The organism is Aeromicrobium sp. JJY06 (assembly GCF_044069275.1).
Lineage (GTDB): Bacteria > Actinomycetota > Actinomycetes > Propionibacteriales > Nocardioidaceae > Aeromicrobium > Aeromicrobium tamlense.
The window spans coordinates 1-18,909 of sequence record NZ_JBIMRD010000001.1; the positions used below are offsets into that span (position 1 = coordinate 1).

The window sequence follows — 18,909 nt, forward strand, 5'->3', positions numbered from 1 at the left end:
AGACAGTTCAACACTGACAAGATCTGACTGCTGGACAGTCATTAATTGTCGGAATTGTCCCTGCAACCCTGCGCGAAACCAACCGAAGCCGGAATCCTTCAGAGTCGCCGGGGTACTGATAAAAAAATTCGTCGACTTTTGACACACTGTTGAGTTCTCAAGGATCAGACGCACACCCACAACCACACCGTCACCGGCACAACCACAGGGGCTCATCCACATTACATCGCCGTTTTCCACCAGGTCAAACCCAGCTCGGTCACGATGCCAGCGCAACGTTTTCCCGCGGCCAGTTTCCGGCTCCCCCTCAAGGGCTCCTGGCGTTAACCGCTTCGGTCTGCGCTTCCCGTTCCCCCGCCGTGCGGAGCAACAAGAAGAACATTACACACACGTCTCCAACCTTGGCAAACCGCCCCCTACGCGTCCTTCGTCACACCTGGAATTGCAGGCAAAAACGACTGTCGTCGGCATCGAGGGCCCGAAGGCCCCGCGATGCCGACGACACGGGTGTCATTTCACCGCTGTGGAGCCCAGGTAGGCCTCCTTGACCTCGTCGTTCTGCGAGACCTCTGCCATGGATCCGGTGGCGACGATCGTCCCCTGGTTGAGGACGACCACGCGGTCGGCGAGCGCGTTGACCGCCTGGAGGACGTGCTCGATCATCACGATCGCCACTCCGGCGTCGCGACAGGCGCGGACCTGCTCGATCACGATGTCGACCTCGGCCGGCGTCAGACCGGCCATGACCTCGTCGAGGAGCAGGATCTTCGGTCGCGCGGCCATCCCTCGGGCGCAGTCGACGATTCGCACCATGGCCGTGGGGATGTCGCCCAGCGCACGGGAGCGGTACTGCCACAGGTCGAAGCGCTTGAGCTCCTCCTCGGCGATCTCGTTCGCCCCGCGGTAGGACGACGCGGTGCGGTAGGCCGACATCGCCACGCACTCGAAGACGTTCAGCTCGGCGACGTTGCCCGACACCTGGAAGGTGCGGGCCACTCCCTCGCCGAAGACCCTCGCCGGAGCCATCCCGGTGATGTCCTTGCCGTCGAGCGTGATCGAGCCGGCGTTCGGCGTCAGGTATCCCGACACCAGGTTGACGAGCGTGGACTTGCCGGCGCCGTTCGGCCCGATGAGCGCCGTGACCTGGCCGCTCTCCGCCTCGAACGAGACGTCCGTCAGGACGCGCAGTCCGCCGAACTTCTTCGCCACTCCCCTGACCTCAAGCATGAGCGACCTCCTTCGAAGCCTCGTCGCGTCGTTCGTCCTCGAGGTCCTCGGGGTCCGGGTCGCGCCCGTCGCCGAAGAGTCGCTCGAGCAGGGCGTTCCACATCGGGACGATCCCGTCGGTGCCGTAGCGCACCAGGACGATCACGATCACCGCGTAGAGGATCTGCGTGAAGCTGGAGACGTTCGAGCTGGACACGTCGAACGAGCGCAGCGCCTCCTCCAGGGCGGCGATCCCGATGCCCGCCACGATCGGGCCGGCCAGGGTGGCCGAGCCGCCGATGATCGCGCCGACCATCATCGCGATGCCGATCTCCATCGAGAAGACCGAGTCGTAGCTGACGAAGTTCGTGTACTGGGCCATGAGCGAGCCGCTCACCGCGGTCAGACCCATGCTGAGCCCCATCGCGCCGGCCTGGTTGCGCACCACGTCGATGCCCATGCTCGCGGCCATCTGCGGGTCCTCACGGATGAAGGCGAGCGACCGGCCGAAGCGGGTCCGCTTCACCATCCACGCGGTCCCGATGACCATCAGCGCGAGCAGGACCAGGGCCACGAAGTAGAGCGGCACGGGGTTGGTGAACCACTGCAGATGCAGCAGTCCCTCGTCGGCGGACAGGTTCTGCAGTCCGTCGTTGCCGCCCGTCACCGACCACGAGGCCGCGATGCCCGCGATCGCGAGCGACAGCGCCATGGTGCCGAGCGCGAAGAAGAACGCGTTGACGCCGAAGCGGCTCATGATCAGGCTGACGCCGACGCCGACCGCGGCCGAGACCGCCATGCCCGCGAGGATCGCGAGCCAGACGTTCCAGCCGTGCGTCCACGTCAGGATCGCCACCGCGAACGCGCCGATGCCGAAGCCGGCGACGTGCGCGAGCGAGAGCAGGCCGGTCAGGCCCCCGGCGATGTTCCAGGTGAAGTTGCGCATCGCGAAGATCAGGGCGACGAAGCCGACACTGACCAGCGGCGACTCGACGACGAACGGGTAGAGGACGGCGCCGACGATCGCCACCGTCGCGATGACGGCATTGATCCGCTTGACGGGCGTGTCGAAGCGCGCGAGGAGCTCGGGGACGCTCATGAGGAGGACACCTTCCGACGCATGACGAGTCCTTGCGGCCGCACGAGGATGACCGCCAGGAAGAGGAGATAGATGGCCGACGTCGCCAGCGAGCCGGAGACCAGGATGCTGCCGGCCGCCTCGGCGATGCCGAGCAGGATGCCCGCGGAGAGCACGCCCCACATGGACTCGCTGCCGCCGACCACCACGACGATGAACGCCTTGATCGTCAGCTCGAGCCCGAGATGCGGCGAGACCGGCTGGAACGGGATGAGCAGGGCACCCGCGATCGCGGCGATCGCCGCGCCCAGCGCGAACGTGGCGCGGTAGACGCGCGTGTAGTTGATGCCCACGTGCACCGCGCCCTCGAGTGACTGCGAGCACGCCCGCATGAGGCTGCCGAACCGCGTCTTGTAGACGAGGAAGGACACGCCGAGCGCGAGCAGCAGGCTGATGACGCCGGCCGCGAGCCGACCGGAGCCGACCGTCACGCCGAGCACCTGGATGGCGTCGAACGGCCACGGGTTGGCGATCTTCTGGTACGGCTCGGGGAACATGATCTGGAAGAAGTACTGCATCGCCAGGCCGAGGCTGATCGTGATGACCAGCTGGGCGTGACCGGGCTTGTGCAGCGTGGACTCGATGAGGACCCGCTCGACCACGTAGCCGAACGCGCCCGCGACGGCCACCACGACGACGGTCGCCGCGAGGAAGCCCGGCAGGGACGTCGGCCCCACCCACAGCAGCCCGTACATGCCGAGCAGCACGAAGAAGCCGTGCGCGAAGTTCACGACGCGCATCACGCTGAAGATCAGGTACAGCCCCAGGCCGATCAGCGCGTAGATCAGTCCCTGGAGGACCCCCGTCATGAGGATCTGGGTCAGTGTCTGCATCAGACGGTTCCTTTCTCGTCGGCCGCGGGGACCACGCCGAGGTAGCCCGACTCCAGCAGCGGCGAGTCGCGGAGATGGTCGCTCGTGTCGGAGGCGATCACCGCGCCCGCGTCGAGCACGTGCGCCCACGACGCCATCGCGAGCGCCTGGTGCACGTTCTGCTCGACGAGCAGGATGGACAGCCCCGTCTGCGAGATCTCGCGGATCGTGGCCATGATCGAGTCGATGACGACCGGCGCGAGTCCGAGCGAGGGCTCGTCGAGGATGAGCAGTCGCGGCTGCAGCGCCAGGCCGCGGGCGATCGCGAGCATGCTGCGCTCACCGCCGCTGAGCGTGCCGGCGAAGTTCGACGACCGCTCCTGCAGGCGCGGGAAGAGGTCGTAGAGCTCGTCACGCGTGAACCGCGCTCCCCTGCCCTTGTCGCCCTTCGAGCCGACGATGTCGAGGTTCTCCTCGACGGTCATCATCGGGAAGAGCCGGCGCTCCTGCGGCACCACGACGAGACCGTCGTTGACGAGGTCCCAGGGCTTGCGGCCACGGACGTCCTCGCCGAACAGCTCGAACCGTCCGGCCTTGGTGGTCAGGATGCCCAGCACGCCTTCGATGAAGGTGGTCTTTCCGGCACCGTTGGAGCCGACCAGTGCGACCAGGGTCCCGCCCGGGATCGTCAGGTCGACGGACCTGACGATCTCCGAGCGTCCCCGCCACACACTGAACTGCTCGACGAGCAATGCGGTGTCCATGGCGATTTCCTCGTTCCTCGCGCCTCAGCGCTTGGGGTAGACGATCGTGGCGTTGGCGACGTCGTCCGGGAAGACGGGCACGTACTTGCCGTCCTGGATCTGCGTCACGAGACCGACCGCGGCGGCGTTGAAGCCCTGCTCGTCGAAGTCGACGCCGTGGCTGACGATGTACAGGCCGTTGTCGTCGCCGTTGATGCCCGCGATGTCGACCTCGCGCAGCGCCTTGGTGATCGACTCGCGGTCGTCGACGTCGTCGGCGTTGCGCAGCGCCTCGGCGACCACGGCTCCCGCGGAGTAGTAGTACGCGCCGACGCCGTCGGGCACCTGGCCGTCGTACGCCTCCTTGTAGTCGTCGACGAAGCCCTGCGGCGTCTGCTTGGCGTCGTCGCCCGGCTTGAGCTCGGCGGTCCAGTAGTTGCCCGCGACGTCGCCGTCGGCCGCCTCGGCGCCCACCGAGGAGATGAACTGGGAGTTGGTGTTGCCGCCCAGCGAGCCCAGCGTGGCCTTGGGCTGCCAGCCCGAGTCCTGCAGCGCCGGGTAGAACTGGAAGGCGCTCTGCGGGTTGCCGCCGAAGATCAGCAGGTCGGGGTTCGCCGCCTTCGCCTTCGCCACGAGCGGGCCGAAGTCGCTCGTGGAGGCCTCGTCGAAGGTGAGCGTGTCGATCAGCTCGACGTCGGGGAACTCCTTCTCCAGGGTGCCCGCCCAGGCCTTCCCGGCCTCGGGGAACGCGCCGGTGCTGGCGTTGATCATGTACGCGGTCCTGATCGGGTCGCCGGCCTCCTCCGAGCCCTTCATCACGGCACGGACGCCCTGCGCGGACCAGCCCTGGTCGGCCAGGACCGACGGGGCCAGCTTGAAGACGTGCGAGCGGCCCTCGCCGATGATGACGTCGCCGGCCTCCATCGGGACCAGCAGCGGGACCTTGAGCTGGTCGGCCGCCTGGGCGCCCGTCACGGTCAGCGGCGTGGACGAGGCGCCGAGGATCACGTTGACGTCCTCGCCGACGAGACGCCGCATCAGGGCGGGCACCTCCTCGGGCTTGGAGCGGTTGTCCAGGGCCACGACCTCGATGTCGCGACCGTCGATGCCACCGGCCTCGTTGAGGTCCTCGACGGCGAGCTTGAAGGAGTTCAGGCTCTGCACGCCGTACGGGGCGGCGATGCCGGTCAGGGCCGCCACCACGCCCACCTTGATCGGGGCGTCGTCGCCACCCTCGTCGTCTCCACCGGCGCATGCCGAGAGGAGCAGGGTGCCGGCCAGCGGGAGCGCGATGGCCGCCCGCAGCGCCGAGTTGCCTCGGCCTCGTCGTGTCGACTTCATGGTCATCTTCCTTTCGGGGGGTGGTGGGCTGGTGTGCCCGTGACGCTCCGGTGCCGGCCGCTTCATCGGCCACTCCAGATCGGTTCTCTCTTCTCGCGGAAGGCACGAGCGCCCTCCGCGCGGTCCTGGCTGAAGTACGGGCTCGGGCCCGGGTCGAGTCGCAGCGCGGCCGCGATCGGCAGCGAGGAGCCGAGGTTGACCATCGCCTTGTAGCGACGGATGGTGACGGGCGCACGCGAGGCGATGAGGTCGGCCGTGCGCCGCGCGTCCTCCTCGAGCTCGTCCGCCTGGACGGCGCGCGACACGAAGCCGATGCGCTCCGCGTGCTCGGCGTCGAACGGCTCGGCGCCGTAGAGGATCTCGAACGCGTGCGTCGCGGCGACCAGTCGCGGCAGCATCTGGCTGCCGAAGTTCGCGCCCAGCCCGACCTTGGCCTCCGGCAGCAGGAAGCGGGCGTCGTGCGAGGCGATGCGGATGTCGCACGCCATCGCCAGCTCCATCCCGCCGCCGACCACCCAGCCGTCGAGGACGGCGATCGTGGGCTTGCGGCACTCGAGCACGGTCTCGTAGACGTTGCGGGTGGTGCCGTGCATCGGCTCGTACGGACGCGCACCGGCGTCGTCGCCCGCCGCCATCTCCTTGAGGTCGGCGCCGACGGAGAACGCCTTGCGGCTCGTGGACCCGAGGGTCACCGCGCGGACCGAGTCGTCGCGGTCGAGCTCGGCGAACACCTCCACGAGTCGCTGCTGCACCGCGGAGCTGAGCGCATTGAGGCGCTCGGGGCGGTTGAGCCGCACCTCCGCGACCCCGCCGCGCCGCTCGACGAGCAGCTCCTGGTCGATGGTCACCACGGTGCCGACTCCCCCACGCCGCGCGCCGTCACGGCCGGGTGCGGAGGCGTGAGGACCTCCCACAGGCCGGGCGCCTCGGGGAACACGAGTCGCTCGCCGAGGAAGTGCGACCACTCGTGCTGCGTGCCGTACTCGTCCTGCCAGCTCCAGAGCCGCCGCGTGAGCAGGTGCAGGCGGTGCTCCTCGGTGGCGCCGATCGCGCCGAAGACCTGGTGCGCCGACCGGGCGAGGCGACCCGCCTGGATCCCGAGCGTGACCTTCGCGGACGCGGCCGCCAGCACGCGGTGGTCGGGCGCGGCCGCCACGGTGGACTCCACCGCGGCGCGCGTCGCCGCGGCCGCCTGCGCAACCGTGACCACGTGCTGCTGGATGGCCTGGAAGGCGCCGATGGGCTGGCCGAACTGGTGGCGCTGGCCGGCGTACTCGACGACCAGCTCCGCGATCGTGTCCATGGCCCCCGCGGCCGCCGCGGCCCGAAGCAGGGCGCCCCGCGCCCGTGCCTCACGCAGGTCGACGCCCTCGGTCGAGCCGACCTGGGCCGCGCCGACCCGCTGACGCTCGACCGTGACGGTGTCGCGGGGCTCCCCGGCCAGGTTCGCGCCCTCCGTCACGTCGAGCGGCTCGAGCGCCACCAGGCGGCGTCCGGACTCCGTCTCGACGAACGCCAGGACGAGCTCGGCGTGGCGGGCCCACGGCACGCGCCGCAGGGTGCCCTCGACGACGAGGCCGTCGTCGTCCTGCTCCACGACGGTGAGGACGTCGCCCGTGGAGACCGCCGGCACGACGAGTCCGGCGGGCAGCTTCAGGTCCGCGGCGGACGCGAGCCAGGCCGCGAGGCCCGCCTCGACGAGCGGGAGGCCCAGGGCGTGCGTCCCGACGGCGGTGGCGACGGCGCAGAACTCGGCCAGGCCGACCTCCGGCTCGTCCGGGTCGATGGACGTGTAGCCCTGGTCGTCGAGCGTCGACCACAGGTCAGGGCTCCACGTCGCGATGGCCTCGTGGCCGTCGCGCGCGGCGCGGGCCGTGACGATGTCGTTCAGGGCCGTGAACAGCTCCCGGGAGAGGTCGCTCATGCCGATTCCCTCCTCGAGCGCTGCAGGGACTTCCATACGACGGTCCGCAGGACCTCGTTCGTCCCGCCGCGGAGCGTGAACGTGGGCGCCGTGATGACCGCGTCGGCCAGCAGCCCCTCGAGTCCCGGCGCGGTCGGGTCCAGCTCGCCACCGACGAGGGTGCGCAGCTGCTCGATCGCCTCCTGCTCGAACTGCGTGCCGAGGTCCTTGACCAGCGCGGCCTCGACGGCCGGGGTCTCGCCCCGGTCGAGCGCCCGGGCGATGGACAGCGACATCGAGCGCAGCGTCATGTACGTGGAGAACGTGCGGCCGAGCGACGTGAGGACGTCGTCCGGGAGGTCGCGGTGACGGAGCTCCTCGTAGAGCCGCGCGAGCACCGGCATCACGGAGAGGAACCGGTCGGGGCCGGAGCGCTCGTGGGCCAGCTCGGACGTCACCTGGTGCCAGCCGTCGCCCTCCTGGCCCAGCACCATCGAGTCGGGCACGAAGACGTCGTTGAAGTGCACCTCGTTGAAGTGGTGGAAGCCGTTCAGCAGCCGGATCGGCGACACGGTCACGCCGTCGGCGCGCAGGTCGACGAGGAGCTGGCTGAGACCGACGTGCTTGCGGCCCTCGGCGGGCGAGGTCCGGCACAGCGTCACGACGTAGTCGGCGTACTGGGCCCCGGAGGTCCACACCTTCTGGCCGTTGAGCAGCCAGCCGCCCTCCGTCCGCGTCGCCCGGGTGCGGACGGACGCGAGGTCCGAGCCGCTGTCCGGCTCGCTCATGCCAAGGCAGAACCACACGTCACCCGCGACGATCCGAGGCAGGAACTCGCGCTGGTGCTGCTCGCTGCCGAAGCGGACGAACATCTGGGCGGTCTGACGGTCGCCGACCCAATGGGCGCTGATCGGGGCGCCGGCCGCGAGCATCTCCTCGACGACGACGAAGCGCTCGACCGCCGTGCGGCCGGGTCCGCCGTGCTCCTTCGGGATGGTCATGCCGACCCAGCCCCTCGCGGCGACGCGGCGGCTGAACTCCATGTCGGCCTCGGCGTTGATGCCCAGCCCGACGCCGAGCCCGTTCGCGCGCTCCTGCGCCATGAACTCGCGCACCTCGTCGCGCAGGCGCAGCTCGTCCTCGGTCAGCGGCTCGGCCGCGAAGCGCATCACGCCTGCTCCCGCTGGTGGCGCAGGCGGCGCGCCTGGGTCCACAGCTGGACGCCTCGCTCGACCTCGAGCGCGGCCGCCCACGGCAGCGGGGTGGACTGCGTCTCGAGGTTGAAGCTGCGCTTCGCCCGCCGAGCGACGAGAGGGTCGCGAGCCACGTGCTGCGCGATCTCCAGCGCGGTCTTCTCGGTGTCCTCGTCGGGGACGCAGACGCCGACGAGCCCGAAGCCCTTGGCCTCGCGGCCCGAGACCTCCTGGCTGAAGAGGCCGAGCGTCGCGGCGGCCTCACGACCGGCGAGGCGACGCACGAGGGTGAAGAATCCTCCGCCGGGGTGGATGCCCGCCGCGAGGAAGCCGGCCAGCAGGCGGGCGTCATCGGCGGCGACCCGGAGGTCGGCCGCCAGCGCGAGGTTGAGGCCCGCGCCCACGGCGGCACCGCGGACGGCGGCGATCGTCGGCGCCTTGAGCTCGCCGAAGCGGACGAACGAGCCGTACATCTCGTCGGTGTCGGCGTAGGCCTCGTCGCTGAGCGGGTCGTCGCCGTAGGTCTCGGCCCAGGTCGACGTGTCGGCCCCGGAGCAGAACGTGCCACCCGCGCCCTGGATCACGGTGCAGCCGATCGACGCGTCGGCGTCGATCTCCTCGCACACGGCACCGAGGTCGCGCGCCATCTGCTGGGTGAGCGCGTTCTTGATGCGGGTGTTGTCGACGGTGATCACCGCGACCGCGCCCACGCGGTCCAGGCCGATACGTCCGGTCATGCTGTCTCCCTTTCGAGGGTCATCAGGAAATCGAGGGCGAGCACCGGGCGCTCCGCGCGGTCGAGGACCCGCACGGGGTTCACCTCGAGCTCGCGCAGGGCCGGGCCCGCGATGTCGGCGACGTGGCTCACCCGGGCGACGAGGTCGGCCACGGCGTCCACGTCGAGCGCCGGCGAGCCGCGGAAGCCCGTGAGCAGCGGGGCGGCCTTGAGGTCGAGCAGGAGCGCGCGGGCCCGCGTGGCGTCCACGGGCGCGAAGGTCGTCGCGGTGTCGGCGTAGAGCTCGGTCGCGGTGCCGCCGAGGCCGACCGTCACGAGCGGCAGGCCGCCGTCGGTGCGGGTGACGCCGACGATCAGCTCGACGCCGGCCGGCACCATCTCCTGCACCAGGACGCCCTGCGGATCGTCGGCGGCGAAGTCCTCGAGCATCGTGCGGGCGACGCCGGCGACCTCGGTCGCGTCGAGTCCCAGACGGACGCCGCCGCGCTCGGTCTTGTGGGCGATCCCCGCGGCCTGGATCTTCACGACGTAGGCGCGGTCTGTCCCGAGCGAGAGCGACTCGGCCATCGCGACGTCCGTGACGAGCCGCGCATCGGGCGTCGCGATGCCGGCGGCGGCCAGGATCTCCTGCGCCTGGGACTCGGTCACGGTGCCCGTGAGGTCGTCGAGGAGGCGGCGGACGACGGTCTCGTCGAAGCCCGAGGGCCGTCCGCCGGGCCGGACCGGCGCCGGCACGCGGCGCAGCGACGCGATGGCACGCATCGCCTGCTCGGACGAGTCGAAGACGGGGACGCCCGCCTCGCGGAGGATCTCGCGACCCTTGACGGTCTGCTCGCGGGCCGCGGCCCAGACCAGGGCGACGGGCTTGCTCACCTGCGGGATCAGCTCGGCGAGTGCCGTGGCCATCGAGGCGGCCAGCTCGCCCGTGACGAGGGTGAGCGCGATGACGATCGCGTCGACCTCCTGTGCGGCGCAGCCGATCCGGCAGACCTCGACGAAGTCGTCGATCTCGCTGGATCGGAAGATCTGCGCCGTCACGTCCACCGGGTTGTCGATCGCGCCGAAGTCGGGCACGAGGGTGGCGAGTCGCTCCTGCGTCTCGGGGCGCAGGTCCTCGATCGTCAGGCCGAGCTCGTGGGCCTTGTCGGCGGCCAGGCTCCCGGCGCCGCCCGAGGTCGTGACGATCACGGTCGACGGCCCGGCGCTGCGGGGCAGGGCGAGGTGGGCGTGCGCGAGACGGACGAGGTCGTCGATGTCGGAGGCCTCGACCACGCCGTGCTCGCGTGCGGCGACCCGGTAGGCACCGTCGTCGCCGACGATCGCGCCGGTGTGGGAGGCCGCCGCCTTCGCGCCGGCGGCGCTCGTGGCCGACCGCAGCACGATCAGCGACGTGTCGAGCTCCTGGGCGCGGGCGGCCAGGTCGCGGAACTCGCTCTCCCCCACGGCGCTCTCGAGGTAGAGCGCGAGCACCTCCGTCTCGGGGAGCTCGACGAGGTGCCGCGCCACCTCGACGGTGGTCAGGTCGGCCTGGTTGCCGGTGCTTACCCAGCTGGAGATCCCGATGCCCTGCTCGCGCGCCATGCTGAGGATGGAGCCGCCGACGGCGCCGCTCTGGCCGACGTACGCGAGGCCGCCGGTGCGCACCGGACCGAGCTCGAGCGCGGCGGTGAAGGTGCCGTAGAGGCGGTGCGTCGTGGACAGCACGCCTTGACAGTTGGGTCCGATGACGCGGACGCCGTGCTCCCGCGCGGCGGCGGTCAGCCCGGCCTGGAGGCGGACGCCCTCGTCGCCGGTCTCGGAGAAGCCGGACGCGAACACGACCGCGGCCCGGGCGCCGGCGGCGGCGACCTGGGGCATGAGCTCGACGGCCGCCCGTCCGGGCACCATCAGCAGCGCGAGGTCGACCGGCGCGGGCAGGCTCGCGAGGTCCGGGAAGCACGGGAGGCCGCGCAGGGTCTCGTAGCCGGGGTTGACCGGGTAGACGTCGCCGTCGAAGCCGAACTCGGTCAGGTACTGCAGGGGGCGGGCGAACGGATTCCCCTCGCGGCCGGACGCGCCGACGATCGCGATGCGACGGGCGTTGAAGAGCGCGTCGATGCCCGGGTCGAGGGACTCCGGTGCGGCGTGGGGAGATGGTGATTCGAGGGCCACGATCCTGCTTCCTGTGCGGGTGGGGCCCTTGACAACCGGACGCTCCACTGTGTTGGCTGTCACACACCAAACATGAATCTGGCGCCACTGTCAACTACCGCCCCACGGAAAAGGACCCCATGAAGACCATCGCCACCGCAGCCGGCCGACACGTCCCCGTGACCGAGCTCGGACACACGCTCATGCACGAGCACGTCTTCGTGCTGAACGCGGAGATCGAGCGGAACTACCCCGGCCGCTGGGACGAGGAGGTCCGCGTGGCGGACGCGATCGCCAAGCTCGAGTCGGCGTGCGACCGCGGCGTGCGGACGATCGTCGACCTCACCGTGGTGGGCCTGGGACGCGACCTCCCGCGCGTGCAGCGGGTCGCCGAGCAGGTGCGGATGAACATCGTCGTGGCCACGGGCCTGTACGCGTACGACGACGTGCCGATGTTCTTCAAGTTCCGCGGACCGGGGCTGCTGATCGACGGCCCCGAGCTGCTGACGGAGTTCTTCGTCAAGGACCTCACCGACGGCATCGCCGACACCGGGATCACGGCCAGCATCATCAAGTGCGCCACCGACGCCCAGGGCATCACGCCCGGCGTCGAGCGCATCCTGCGGGCGGCCGCCCACGCCCACCGGGAGAACAGCGCGCCGATCTCCACGCACACGCACGCCCCCACCGAGCGCGGCGCCGACCAGCTCGCCGTCTTCGTCGAGGAGGGCGTCGACCTGTCACGCGTCGTGATCGGTCACTCGGGCGACACGACCGACCTGGACTACCTCGAGCGACTGCTCGACCACGGGGTCTACCTCGGCATGGACCGGTTCGGCCTGGACCTCATGCTCTCCTTCGAGGACCGCGTCGCGACCGTGGCGACCCTGTGCGAGAAGGGCTACGCGGGGCAGCTGGTCCTGGCCCACGACGCCTCGAGCTACACGCACAATTTCGACCTGGATGCCAAGGAGAAGCTGATGCCGAACTGGCACTACGAGCACGTCCACGCGGACGTCCTGCCGGCACTGCGGGACCGCGGCGTGACCGACGCGCAGATCGAGCAGATGCTGGTGGCCAACCCGGCCGCCATCCTGGGATGACGTCAGTCCGGGACGGGGAGCCCCAGCGCCTGCGCCCACATCCGGCTGAGGGTCGTGACCACGGTCTCGGTGTCGTAGTCCTCGTCGAAGACGAGCCACATGTAGCAGAAGTTGCTCACCATCGAGGTCAGCGCGTCGGCCGCGACCTGGGCAGGGAGCGCGGGATCGATGACGCCCGCCTCCTGCCAGCGGCGGATGCCACGCTCGGTGCGCGCCCGGAACATCGTGCGCGTCTCGCGGCGCATGGCCTTGAACTCCGGACTGAAGGTGGCGACCTGCTCGAGGATCATGATCATCCCCGCGTCGGCCTTGTAGCCCTCGACGTACCGGCGGGTCGCCGCCTCGATGCGCTCGTAGGGCGAGGCTCCCTCGGGCAGGCGCGACGCCGCCACCTCGAACATCCGTCCGTTCACCTGCGCGATCGCGGCGCGGAAGATGTCCTCCTTGGAGTCGAAGTAGTTGTAGAAGCTGCCGTTGGCCGTGCCGGCCTCGGTGGTGATGTCGGTGATCTTCGTGTCCAGGAAGCCCTGGCGTGCGAAGACGACCGAGGCCGCATGGAGCAGGTTGTCGCGCGTCCTGCGCCCCCGCTCGGTCAGCTGCTTGTCATGTACCGGTGCCACGTCCGCCCCTCGTCTCCAACGTCTCGCCACTGCGCATTGTGCACGACGCGCGAGCCCGTACGCGGGACCGCGATGGGAACCGATGATAGTTGACAGTGGCGCCAGGTTCAACTTACAGTGACCTGCACCACAGAGCACGGCACACCCCTCGCAGCAACGGAGGCCGCATGTCCCACCACCCCACCCCGGAGCAGTCCGCACTGGACGCCTGGCTCGCCGCGTTCGCGTCGGCGCTCGAGCGCGAGGACAGGCAGGCGCTCGCGTCCCTGTTCACCGAGGACGCCGACTGGCGCGACATCGTCGCGTTCACGTGGGACTTCAGCACCGCGGTCGGCCCGGAGGCCATCGCCGACCGGCTGCTCGAGACGAACGCCGAGACGCGCGCCAGCCAGGTGCTCCCGGACCTGACGCGGACGCCGACGTCCCGGGTGCGGCGCGCCGGCGAGGAGGTCGTCGAGGGCTTCCACACGTTCGAGACCTCGGTCGGCCACGGCACGGGCATCGTGCGGCTGCGCGAGGAGCCCGACGGCCGCATGCTCGCCAAGACGCTGCTCACGACGCTGCAGGAGCTCGAGGGCTTCGAGGAGCGACGCGGCGCCCGCCGTCCCCACGGCACCGCCTACTCGCGCACCTTCGGTGGTCAGAACTGGAAGGACCTGCGCGAGGCCGAGCGCGCCTACGCCGACCGTGACCCCGAGGTCCTGGTCGTCGGCGGCGGACAGGCCGGCCTGACGATCGCGGCGCGCCTGCGCACCATCGGCGTCGACGCCCTGGTCATCGACGCCCACGAGCGCGTCGGCGACGTGTGGCGCAAGCGCTACCACTCCCTCACGCTGCACAACGAGGCGTGGGTCGCGAGCCTGCCCTACCTCGAGTTCCCCGACACCTGGCCGACCTACATCCCGAAGGACAAGCTCGCCGACTGGTTCGAGTTCTACGCCGAGGCGATGGAGCTGAACACGTGGACCAGCACCCGCCTGGTCTCGGGCCGCTACGACGAGTCCGCGGACCACTGGACGGTCGAGCTGGACCGCGAGGGCACCACGGTGACGATGCAGCCGCGTCACGTCGTCATGGCCACCGGCAGCGTCAGCGGCATCCCGAGCATGCCGAAGCTCCCGGGGCTCGACGAGTTCGCCGGCGAGGTCATGCACTCGAGCCGCTACTCCTCCGGCGCCGAGTTCCGAGGCCGCAGGGCCCTCGTGATCGGCACGGGCACCAGCGGCCACGACGTGGCCCAGGACCTCCACGCCCTCGGCTCGGAGGTCTCCATCGTCCAGCGCAGCTCGACCACTGTGGTGAGCCTGGAGCCGAGCGGCATCTCGGTGTACGCGCTCTTCTCCCAGGGCCTGCCGCTCGACGACGCCGACCTGATCGCGGCGGGCAACTCGTTCCCCACGCTCATCAAGGCGAACCAGCTGCTCGCCCAGCAGATGCTGAAGGACGACGCCGAGCTGCTCGAGCGACTGCACGCCGTCGGCTTCCGGACCGACATCGGCGAGGACCACACCGGCTTCCACCTGAAGTACAACCGCCGTGGTGGTGGCTACTACATCAACGTCGGCTGCTCGGACCTGATCGCCGACGGCGAGGTGGGCCTCATCCAGCACGACCAGATCGAGCGCTTCACCGCCGACGGCGTGCGCCTGCGCGACGGCTCGGTCCTGCCGCTCGACCTCGTGGTGATGGCGACCGGCTACGGCAACCAGCAGGAGGACGTCCGCCGCTACTTCGGCGACGAGGTCGCCGACGCCGTGGGCCCGATCTGGGGCGTCGACGACGACGGCGAGATGCGCAACATGTGGCGCCGCACGGCCCAGCCCGGTCTGTGGTTCCACGCCGGCAGCCTGGCCGCGTGCCGCGCCAACTCCAAGTACCTGGCCGTCCAGATCAAGGCCGAGCTCGAGAAGATCGCTCCGGCGAGGAGGACCGCATGAAGCTCCAGATCACCGAGGCCCACGACCTCGTCCGACAGGCGATGGCCCGGTTCGGCTACGACGACGCCCAGCAGACGATCATCGCCGACCACCTCATCGACTGCACCGTCCGCGGCTTCGACGTCGGCGGGCTCCCCCGCGCCGCGACCCTCGTCGAGCGGCTCGGCAGGTCCGAGCCGTTCGGCCCGGTCGTCGTCGAGCAGGAGACCGCGTCCAGCATCGCGCTCGACGGCGGCGACCAGCTCGGCTACATCGTGGCCAAGCAGCTGACCGAGACCCTCATCGAGAAGGCCCGGCACGTGCCGGTCGTCGCCGGCACCGCGCGCAACACGTGGTGCACCGGCATGTTCACGTACTACCTCGAGATGGTGACCGCCGCCGGCCTCGTCGGCTTCGTCGCCAGCAGCGGAGGTCCCACGGTCGCGCCGCACGGCGGCACCGAGGGACGGTTCGGCACCAACCCCGTGGCGTGGGGCTTCCCGACGCCCGGCCAGCCGATCATCTGGGACATCGGCACGTCGGCGGCGATGCTCGCCGACCTGTCGTTCGCCATCAAGACCGGCCAGGAGCTCGCTCCCGGCCTCGCCTTCGCGCCCGACGGCTCCCCCACCACCGACGCGGCTGCCGCGCTCGACGGCGGCGCGATCGCCCCGTGGGGCGGCCACAAGGGCTCGGGCCTGGCGATCAGCGCGCAGCTGCTCGGCATGATGTCCGGTGCCGAGACCGATCCACCCTGGCTCACCGACATGGGCTTCTTCATGGTCGTGATGGACCCGAACGCGTTCTCGTCGGACTTCCCCCAGCGCGCCGGCGAGTACGGCGACTGGGTGCGGTCCACGCGTCCGGCCGACCCGGACTCCCCCGTGCGCATGCCCTTCGACCGCTCGGTCGCGACCCGCGACGCCACCTTCGCCGCCGGCGAGATCGAGGTCTCCGACGAGATCGTGAAGCTGCTGCGCGACTTCGTGGAGTCCCCCGCATGAGCGTCCTGTCCGACCTCGAGTCCTCCGACGACCCGGCGGTCCGCCAGGGCCTGGCCACCCGGCGCTCCGTCCTGGGCGAGGCCTACGTGGCCCGCACGCTGGAGCGACCAGCGGAGCCCGGCGACGACCAGCAGCACCTGCTCACGGGGCAGGTGTGGGGCACGCTGTGGAACCGCGAGGCGCTCGACCGGCGGTCCCGGAGCCTCGTCACGATCGCCCTCCTCGTGGCCGGGGGCCACGGGGACGAGCTCGAGGCCCACGTGCTCGGGGGCCTGCGCAACGGACTGACGCCCGAGGAGATCACCGAGGTCGTCATCCACTGCGGCGCCTACTGCGGCGCCCCCGTCGGCCTGACGGGCATGCGCCGGGTCAAGGCCGCCCTCGCGAGGGAGGCGGCCACCGCCTGACCGCGGGGTCGTCGTCCCCCTTCACGACGACCCCGCGGGCAGGATCACAGCGAGGCCGGATCGAGGTCCAGGACGGTCCGGTCGAGCGAGGCCAGGAGGTCGAGCTGGGGGTCGACCTTCGGCAGCTCGAAGGCGAAGAAGTAGCGCGTCGCGGCGCGCTTGCCCTCGAAGAACGCGTCGTGGCGCTCCCCCACCGCGAGCAGCTGCTCGAGCCACACCCAGGCGACGACCACGTGGCCGGCGGCCTCGAGGTAGACCGCGGAGTTCGCCAGGGCGACGGCCGGGTCGCCACCGGCCCACAGCTGGCTCGTGACCTCGACGAGGCGGTCGACGCGGGCATCGAGCTGCTTCGCGTAGTCGGCGGTCTCGTCCGCGGCGGCGGCACGCGCCACCGTGGCCTTGATGGTCTCGACGAGGGTCGCCAGCCAGGCGCCCCCGCCGGCGATGACCTTGCGGCCGAGAAGGTCGAGGCTCTGGATGCCGTGCGTGCCCTCGTGGATCGGGTTCAGCCGGTTGTCCCGGTAGAACTGCTCCACGGCGTAGTCGCGGGTGTAGCCGTAGCCGCCGTGCACCTGGATCGCCAGGTCGTTGGCCGCCAGGCACCACTGCGAGGGCCACGACTTGGCGATCGGCGTGAGGACCTCGAGGAGGTCGTGCGCGCGGGTCCGCGCGGCCTCGTCGGCACCGGTGGCCTGCTCGTCGATGAGCCGCGCGCAGTAGAGCAGCAGCCCGAGGCCGCCCTCGACGTAGGACTTCTGTGCCAGCAGCATCCGGCGGACGTCGGCGTGCGCGGTGAGCGGCACCATCGGCGCCGACGGGTCCTTCGCGCCGGGGATCCGGCCCTGCGTGCGGGTCTTCGCGTAGTCGAGCGCGTGCAGGTAGCCCGTGTAGCCGAGTGCCACGGCGCCCATGCCCACCGAGATCCGCGCCTCGTTCATCATGTGGAACATCTGCGCGAGGCCCTGGCCCTCGTCGCCCACGAGGTGGCCGACGGCACCGGCCGCGCCGCCGGGGGTGGCGAGACCCTCGCCGAAGTTCAGCAGCGTGTTCGTGGTGCCGCGCCAGCCCATCTTGTGGTTGAGGCCGACGAGAGCGACGTCGTTGCGCTCGCCGATCGAGCCGTCCTCGTTCACGAGGTGCTTCGGCACGATGAACAGGCTGATGCCCTTCACGCCCGGAGGCGCGCCCTCGACCTTCGCCAGGACGAGGTGGACGATGTTCTCGGTCAGCTCGTGGTCGCCGCCGGAGATCCACATCTTCGTGCCGAACAGGCGGTAGGTGCCGTCCTCCTGCCGCACGGCGCGCGTCGTGATGTCGCCGAGCGACGAGCCGGCCTGGGGCTCGGAGAGACACATCGTGCCGTACCAGCGGCCCTCGATCACCGGCACCGCGTACGTCTGCACCTGCTCGGGCGTACCGTGCTCGACGAGCAGGTTGGCGTTGCCGGTGGACAGGAACGGGTACGACGCCGCGGCGGCGCTGGCGGCCTGGAAGAACGCGAACGCACCCTGGCTGACCGTGAAGGGCAGCTGCATGCCGCCCAGGTCGGCGTCGAAGACGCCCGCGGGCATTCCCGAGTCGCGGTAGACGGCGAGCGCCTCACTCAGCTCGGCGGGCAGGACGACCTTGCCGTCCTCCCCCACGACCGGCTCGTTGGCGTCGAGCAGACGGTTGATGGGGGCGAACCGCTCGGTGGCGATCGTCTCGGACAGGTCGAGGACCGCGTCGAACGTCTCGCGCGAGTGCTCGGCGTACCGCTCCCGCTCGGTCAGCTCGGCGGCCTTGAGCCAGTCGAACAGAAGGAAATCGACGTCCCGACGGGACAGCACCACGGACATGGGAACTCCTGACTAAGCGCTTGCTTAGTCACACGATAGCCGAGAACGGCTCAGCCGAGCGAGCGGATCTCCTCGCGGAGCAGACCCATCTGCGCATCGAGGTCCGCCGCGGTGCTCGCCACCTCGGTCAGCTTGTCGTGCAGGTGCTCGGGGACGTGCGTGCCGTACTTGTAGTAGATCTGGTGCTCGACGCTGGCCCAGAAGTCCATCGCGATGGTGCGAATCTGCACCTCGACGGGCACGTGGACCGTGCGGTCGGACAGGAACACGGGCAGCTCGATGATGAGGTGCAGACTCCGATAGCCGTTCGGCTTCGGGTTCGCGATGTAGTCCTTCGTCTCCAGCACCGTGAGGTCCTGCTGCTGGGTGAGCATCCGCGCGAACCGGTAGGTGTCCTCGACGAACACGCACGAGACGCGGATGCCGGCGATGTCGCGGATCTGCTCGCGGATCGCGCCGAGGTCACGCGGGCAGCCGACGCGGTCGACCTTCGCCACGAGGCTCTCGAGGGTCTTGAGCCGCGACTTCACGTGCTCGATCGGGCTGTACTCGTGGGCGAGCTCGAACTCCTCGCGCAGGATCGAGATCTTCGTCTCGACCTCGTCGAGCGCGAACTTGTACTCCATGAGGAAGGAGGACATCTGCTGCTGCGTCTCGCGCAGGCGGCGCCGGAACTCGACGGGTCCGTGCGGGGCTCCGGCCAGCTGGCGCAGGACCCCGATGTCGAGGTCCTCCTCCGTCCCGGTCTCGGTCTCTCCGGCCGCTGATCCGCTCACGCTCATGCGCCCATCGTGCCCGGTCGACGAAAGCGCGGCTCGC

The 18,909-nt window shown here is 70.4% G+C and carries 18 protein-coding genes; 4 read left to right on the forward strand and 14 right to left on the reverse strand.

The features are described 5' to 3' along the window. The 11 genes from ACGWYL_RS00005 to ACGWYL_RS00055 form a co-directional block, all read right to left on the reverse strand. The coding region (locus tag ACGWYL_RS00005) for a hypothetical protein (RefSeq protein WP_395486089.1) at nucleotides 1-240 on the reverse strand (240 nt) is incomplete at its 3' end. Nucleotides 241-510: 270 nt separating this feature from the next. Next, the gene (locus tag ACGWYL_RS00010) at nucleotides 511-1,227 is read right to left on the reverse strand and encodes an ABC transporter ATP-binding protein (RefSeq protein ID WP_395486090.1); all 717 of its coding nucleotides are present in this window, start codon (nucleotides 1,225-1,227) and stop codon (nucleotides 511-513) included. Next, on the reverse strand, nucleotides 1,220-2,305 hold the full coding sequence (locus ACGWYL_RS00015; RefSeq protein ID WP_395486091.1) for a branched-chain amino acid ABC transporter permease: 1,086 nt from the start codon (nucleotides 2,303-2,305) through the stop codon (nucleotides 1,220-1,222). Before ACGWYL_RS00015 ends, ACGWYL_RS00010 begins: the two co-directional genes overlap by 8 nt. Next, nucleotides 2,302-3,177, reverse strand: a complete 876-nt coding sequence (locus ACGWYL_RS00020) for a branched-chain amino acid ABC transporter permease (protein WP_179423991.1) — start codon at nucleotides 3,175-3,177, stop codon at nucleotides 2,302-2,304. The genes ACGWYL_RS00015 and ACGWYL_RS00020 overlap by 4 nt, the downstream gene beginning before the upstream one ends. After that, nucleotides 3,177-3,920 (reverse strand): ABC transporter ATP-binding protein, encoded by a 744-nt coding sequence (locus ACGWYL_RS00025; RefSeq protein WP_179423989.1) that lies wholly within the window; start codon nucleotides 3,918-3,920, stop codon nucleotides 3,177-3,179. Before ACGWYL_RS00025 ends, ACGWYL_RS00020 begins: the two co-directional genes overlap by 1 nt. Before the next feature lie 24 nt (nucleotides 3,921-3,944). After that, on the reverse strand, nucleotides 3,945-5,240 hold the full coding sequence (locus ACGWYL_RS00030) for an ABC transporter substrate-binding protein (RefSeq protein ID WP_179423987.1): 1,296 nt from the start codon (nucleotides 5,238-5,240) through the stop codon (nucleotides 3,945-3,947). 62 nt (nucleotides 5,241-5,302) lie between these two features. Then, complete coding sequence (locus ACGWYL_RS00035; protein ID WP_269302802.1) at nucleotides 5,303-6,091, reverse strand: enoyl-CoA hydratase/isomerase family protein; 789 nt, start codon at nucleotides 6,089-6,091, stop codon at nucleotides 5,303-5,305. Further along, nucleotides 6,085-7,164, reverse strand: a complete 1,080-nt coding sequence (locus tag ACGWYL_RS00040) for an acyl-CoA dehydrogenase family protein (RefSeq protein WP_179423985.1) — start codon at nucleotides 7,162-7,164, stop codon at nucleotides 6,085-6,087. Before ACGWYL_RS00040 ends, ACGWYL_RS00035 begins: the two co-directional genes overlap by 7 nt. Then, a complete protein-coding gene (locus ACGWYL_RS00045) occupies nucleotides 7,161-8,312 on the reverse strand; it encodes an acyl-CoA dehydrogenase family protein (RefSeq protein WP_395486092.1) in 1,152 nt (383 codons plus the stop codon). Before ACGWYL_RS00045 ends, ACGWYL_RS00040 begins: the two co-directional genes overlap by 4 nt. Further along, nucleotides 8,312-9,073, reverse strand: a complete 762-nt coding sequence (locus tag ACGWYL_RS00050) for an enoyl-CoA hydratase/isomerase family protein (RefSeq protein WP_179423983.1) — start codon at nucleotides 9,071-9,073, stop codon at nucleotides 8,312-8,314. The genes ACGWYL_RS00045 and ACGWYL_RS00050 overlap by 1 nt, the downstream gene beginning before the upstream one ends. Beyond that, complete coding sequence (locus ACGWYL_RS00055) at nucleotides 9,070-11,223, reverse strand: acetate--CoA ligase family protein (protein ID WP_395486093.1); 2,154 nt, start codon at nucleotides 11,221-11,223, stop codon at nucleotides 9,070-9,072. The genes ACGWYL_RS00050 and ACGWYL_RS00055 overlap by 4 nt, the downstream gene beginning before the upstream one ends. 119 nt (nucleotides 11,224-11,342) lie before the next feature. Between ACGWYL_RS00055 and ACGWYL_RS00060 the strand changes: the two genes are divergently transcribed. Then, a complete protein-coding gene (locus tag ACGWYL_RS00060) occupies nucleotides 11,343-12,305 on the forward strand; it encodes a phosphotriesterase (RefSeq protein WP_395486094.1) in 963 nt (320 codons plus the stop codon). A 2-nt stretch (nucleotides 12,306-12,307) separates the two neighbouring features. Here ACGWYL_RS00060 and ACGWYL_RS00065 read toward each other — a convergent pair whose 3' ends face one another. Beyond that, nucleotides 12,308-12,925, reverse strand: coding sequence for a TetR/AcrR family transcriptional regulator (locus tag ACGWYL_RS00065; RefSeq protein WP_179423977.1), 618 nt, complete (start codon nucleotides 12,923-12,925; stop codon nucleotides 12,308-12,310). Nucleotides 12,926-13,092: 167 nt separating this feature from the next. Here ACGWYL_RS00065 and ACGWYL_RS00070 point away from each other — a divergent pair, with 167 nt between their 5' ends. The 3 genes from ACGWYL_RS00070 to ACGWYL_RS00080 are packed head-to-tail and all read left to right on the forward strand — an operon-like array spanning nucleotide 13,093 to nucleotide 16,252. Then, a complete protein-coding gene (locus tag ACGWYL_RS00070) occupies nucleotides 13,093-14,862 on the forward strand; it encodes an FAD-dependent oxidoreductase (protein ID WP_395486095.1) in 1,770 nt (589 codons plus the stop codon). After that, complete coding sequence (locus ACGWYL_RS00075) at nucleotides 14,859-15,845, forward strand: Ldh family oxidoreductase (protein ID WP_269302811.1); 987 nt, start codon at nucleotides 14,859-14,861, stop codon at nucleotides 15,843-15,845. Before ACGWYL_RS00070 ends, ACGWYL_RS00075 begins: the two co-directional genes overlap by 4 nt. Next, complete coding sequence (locus ACGWYL_RS00080; RefSeq protein ID WP_395486096.1) at nucleotides 15,842-16,252, forward strand: carboxymuconolactone decarboxylase family protein; 411 nt, start codon at nucleotides 15,842-15,844, stop codon at nucleotides 16,250-16,252. Before ACGWYL_RS00075 ends, ACGWYL_RS00080 begins: the two co-directional genes overlap by 4 nt. Nucleotides 16,253-16,296: 44 nt before the next feature. On the opposite strand, the gene ACGWYL_RS00085 is transcribed toward ACGWYL_RS00080, so the two are convergent. Then, complete coding sequence (locus ACGWYL_RS00085; protein WP_395486097.1) at nucleotides 16,297-18,090, reverse strand: acyl-CoA dehydrogenase; 1,794 nt, start codon at nucleotides 18,088-18,090, stop codon at nucleotides 16,297-16,299. A 50-nt stretch (nucleotides 18,091-18,140) separates the two neighbouring features. Further along, nucleotides 18,141-18,872, reverse strand: a complete 732-nt coding sequence (locus ACGWYL_RS00090; RefSeq protein WP_395486098.1) for a GTP pyrophosphokinase family protein — start codon at nucleotides 18,870-18,872, stop codon at nucleotides 18,141-18,143. Nucleotides 18,873-18,909 lie beyond the last annotated feature (37 nt).

Coding starts and splice junctions, on each gene's coding strand:
- ACGWYL_RS00010 (WP_395486090.1), bottom strand. CDS start 1,227: ATGCTTGAGGTCAGGGGAGTGGCGAAGAAGTTCGGCGGACTGCGCGTC.
- ACGWYL_RS00015 (WP_395486091.1), bottom strand. CDS start 2,305: ATGAGCGTCCCCGAGCTCCTCGCGCGCTTCGACACGCCCGTCAAGCGG.
- ACGWYL_RS00020 (WP_179423991.1), bottom strand. CDS start 3,177: ATGCAGACACTGACCCAGATCCTCATGACGGGGGTCCTCCAGGGACTG.
- ACGWYL_RS00025 (WP_179423989.1), bottom strand. CDS start 3,920: ATGGACACCGCATTGCTCGTCGAGCAGTTCAGTGTGTGGCGGGGACGC.
- ACGWYL_RS00030 (WP_179423987.1), bottom strand. CDS start 5,240: ATGAAGTCGACACGACGAGGCCGAGGCAACTCGGCGCTGCGGGCGGCC.
- ACGWYL_RS00040 (WP_179423985.1), bottom strand. CDS start 7,164: ATGAGCGACCTCTCCCGGGAGCTGTTCACGGCCCTGAACGACATCGTC.
- ACGWYL_RS00045 (WP_395486092.1), bottom strand. CDS start 8,312: ATGCGCTTCGCGGCCGAGCCGCTGACCGAGGACGAGCTGCGCCTGCGC.
- ACGWYL_RS00050 (WP_179423983.1), bottom strand. CDS start 9,073: ATGACCGGACGTATCGGCCTGGACCGCGTGGGCGCGGTCGCGGTGATC.
- ACGWYL_RS00060 (WP_395486094.1), top strand. CDS start 11,343: ATGAAGACCATCGCCACCGCAGCCGGCCGACACGTCCCCGTGACCGAG.
- ACGWYL_RS00070 (WP_395486095.1), top strand. CDS start 13,093: ATGTCCCACCACCCCACCCCGGAGCAGTCCGCACTGGACGCCTGGCTC.
- ACGWYL_RS00075 (WP_269302811.1), top strand. CDS start 14,859: ATGAAGCTCCAGATCACCGAGGCCCACGACCTCGTCCGACAGGCGATG.
- ACGWYL_RS00080 (WP_395486096.1), top strand. CDS start 15,842: ATGAGCGTCCTGTCCGACCTCGAGTCCTCCGACGACCCGGCGGTCCGC.
- ACGWYL_RS00085 (WP_395486097.1), bottom strand. CDS start 18,090: ATGTCCGTGGTGCTGTCCCGTCGGGACGTCGATTTCCTTCTGTTCGAC.
- ACGWYL_RS00090 (WP_395486098.1), bottom strand. CDS start 18,872: ATGAGCGTGAGCGGATCAGCGGCCGGAGAGACCGAGACCGGGACGGAG.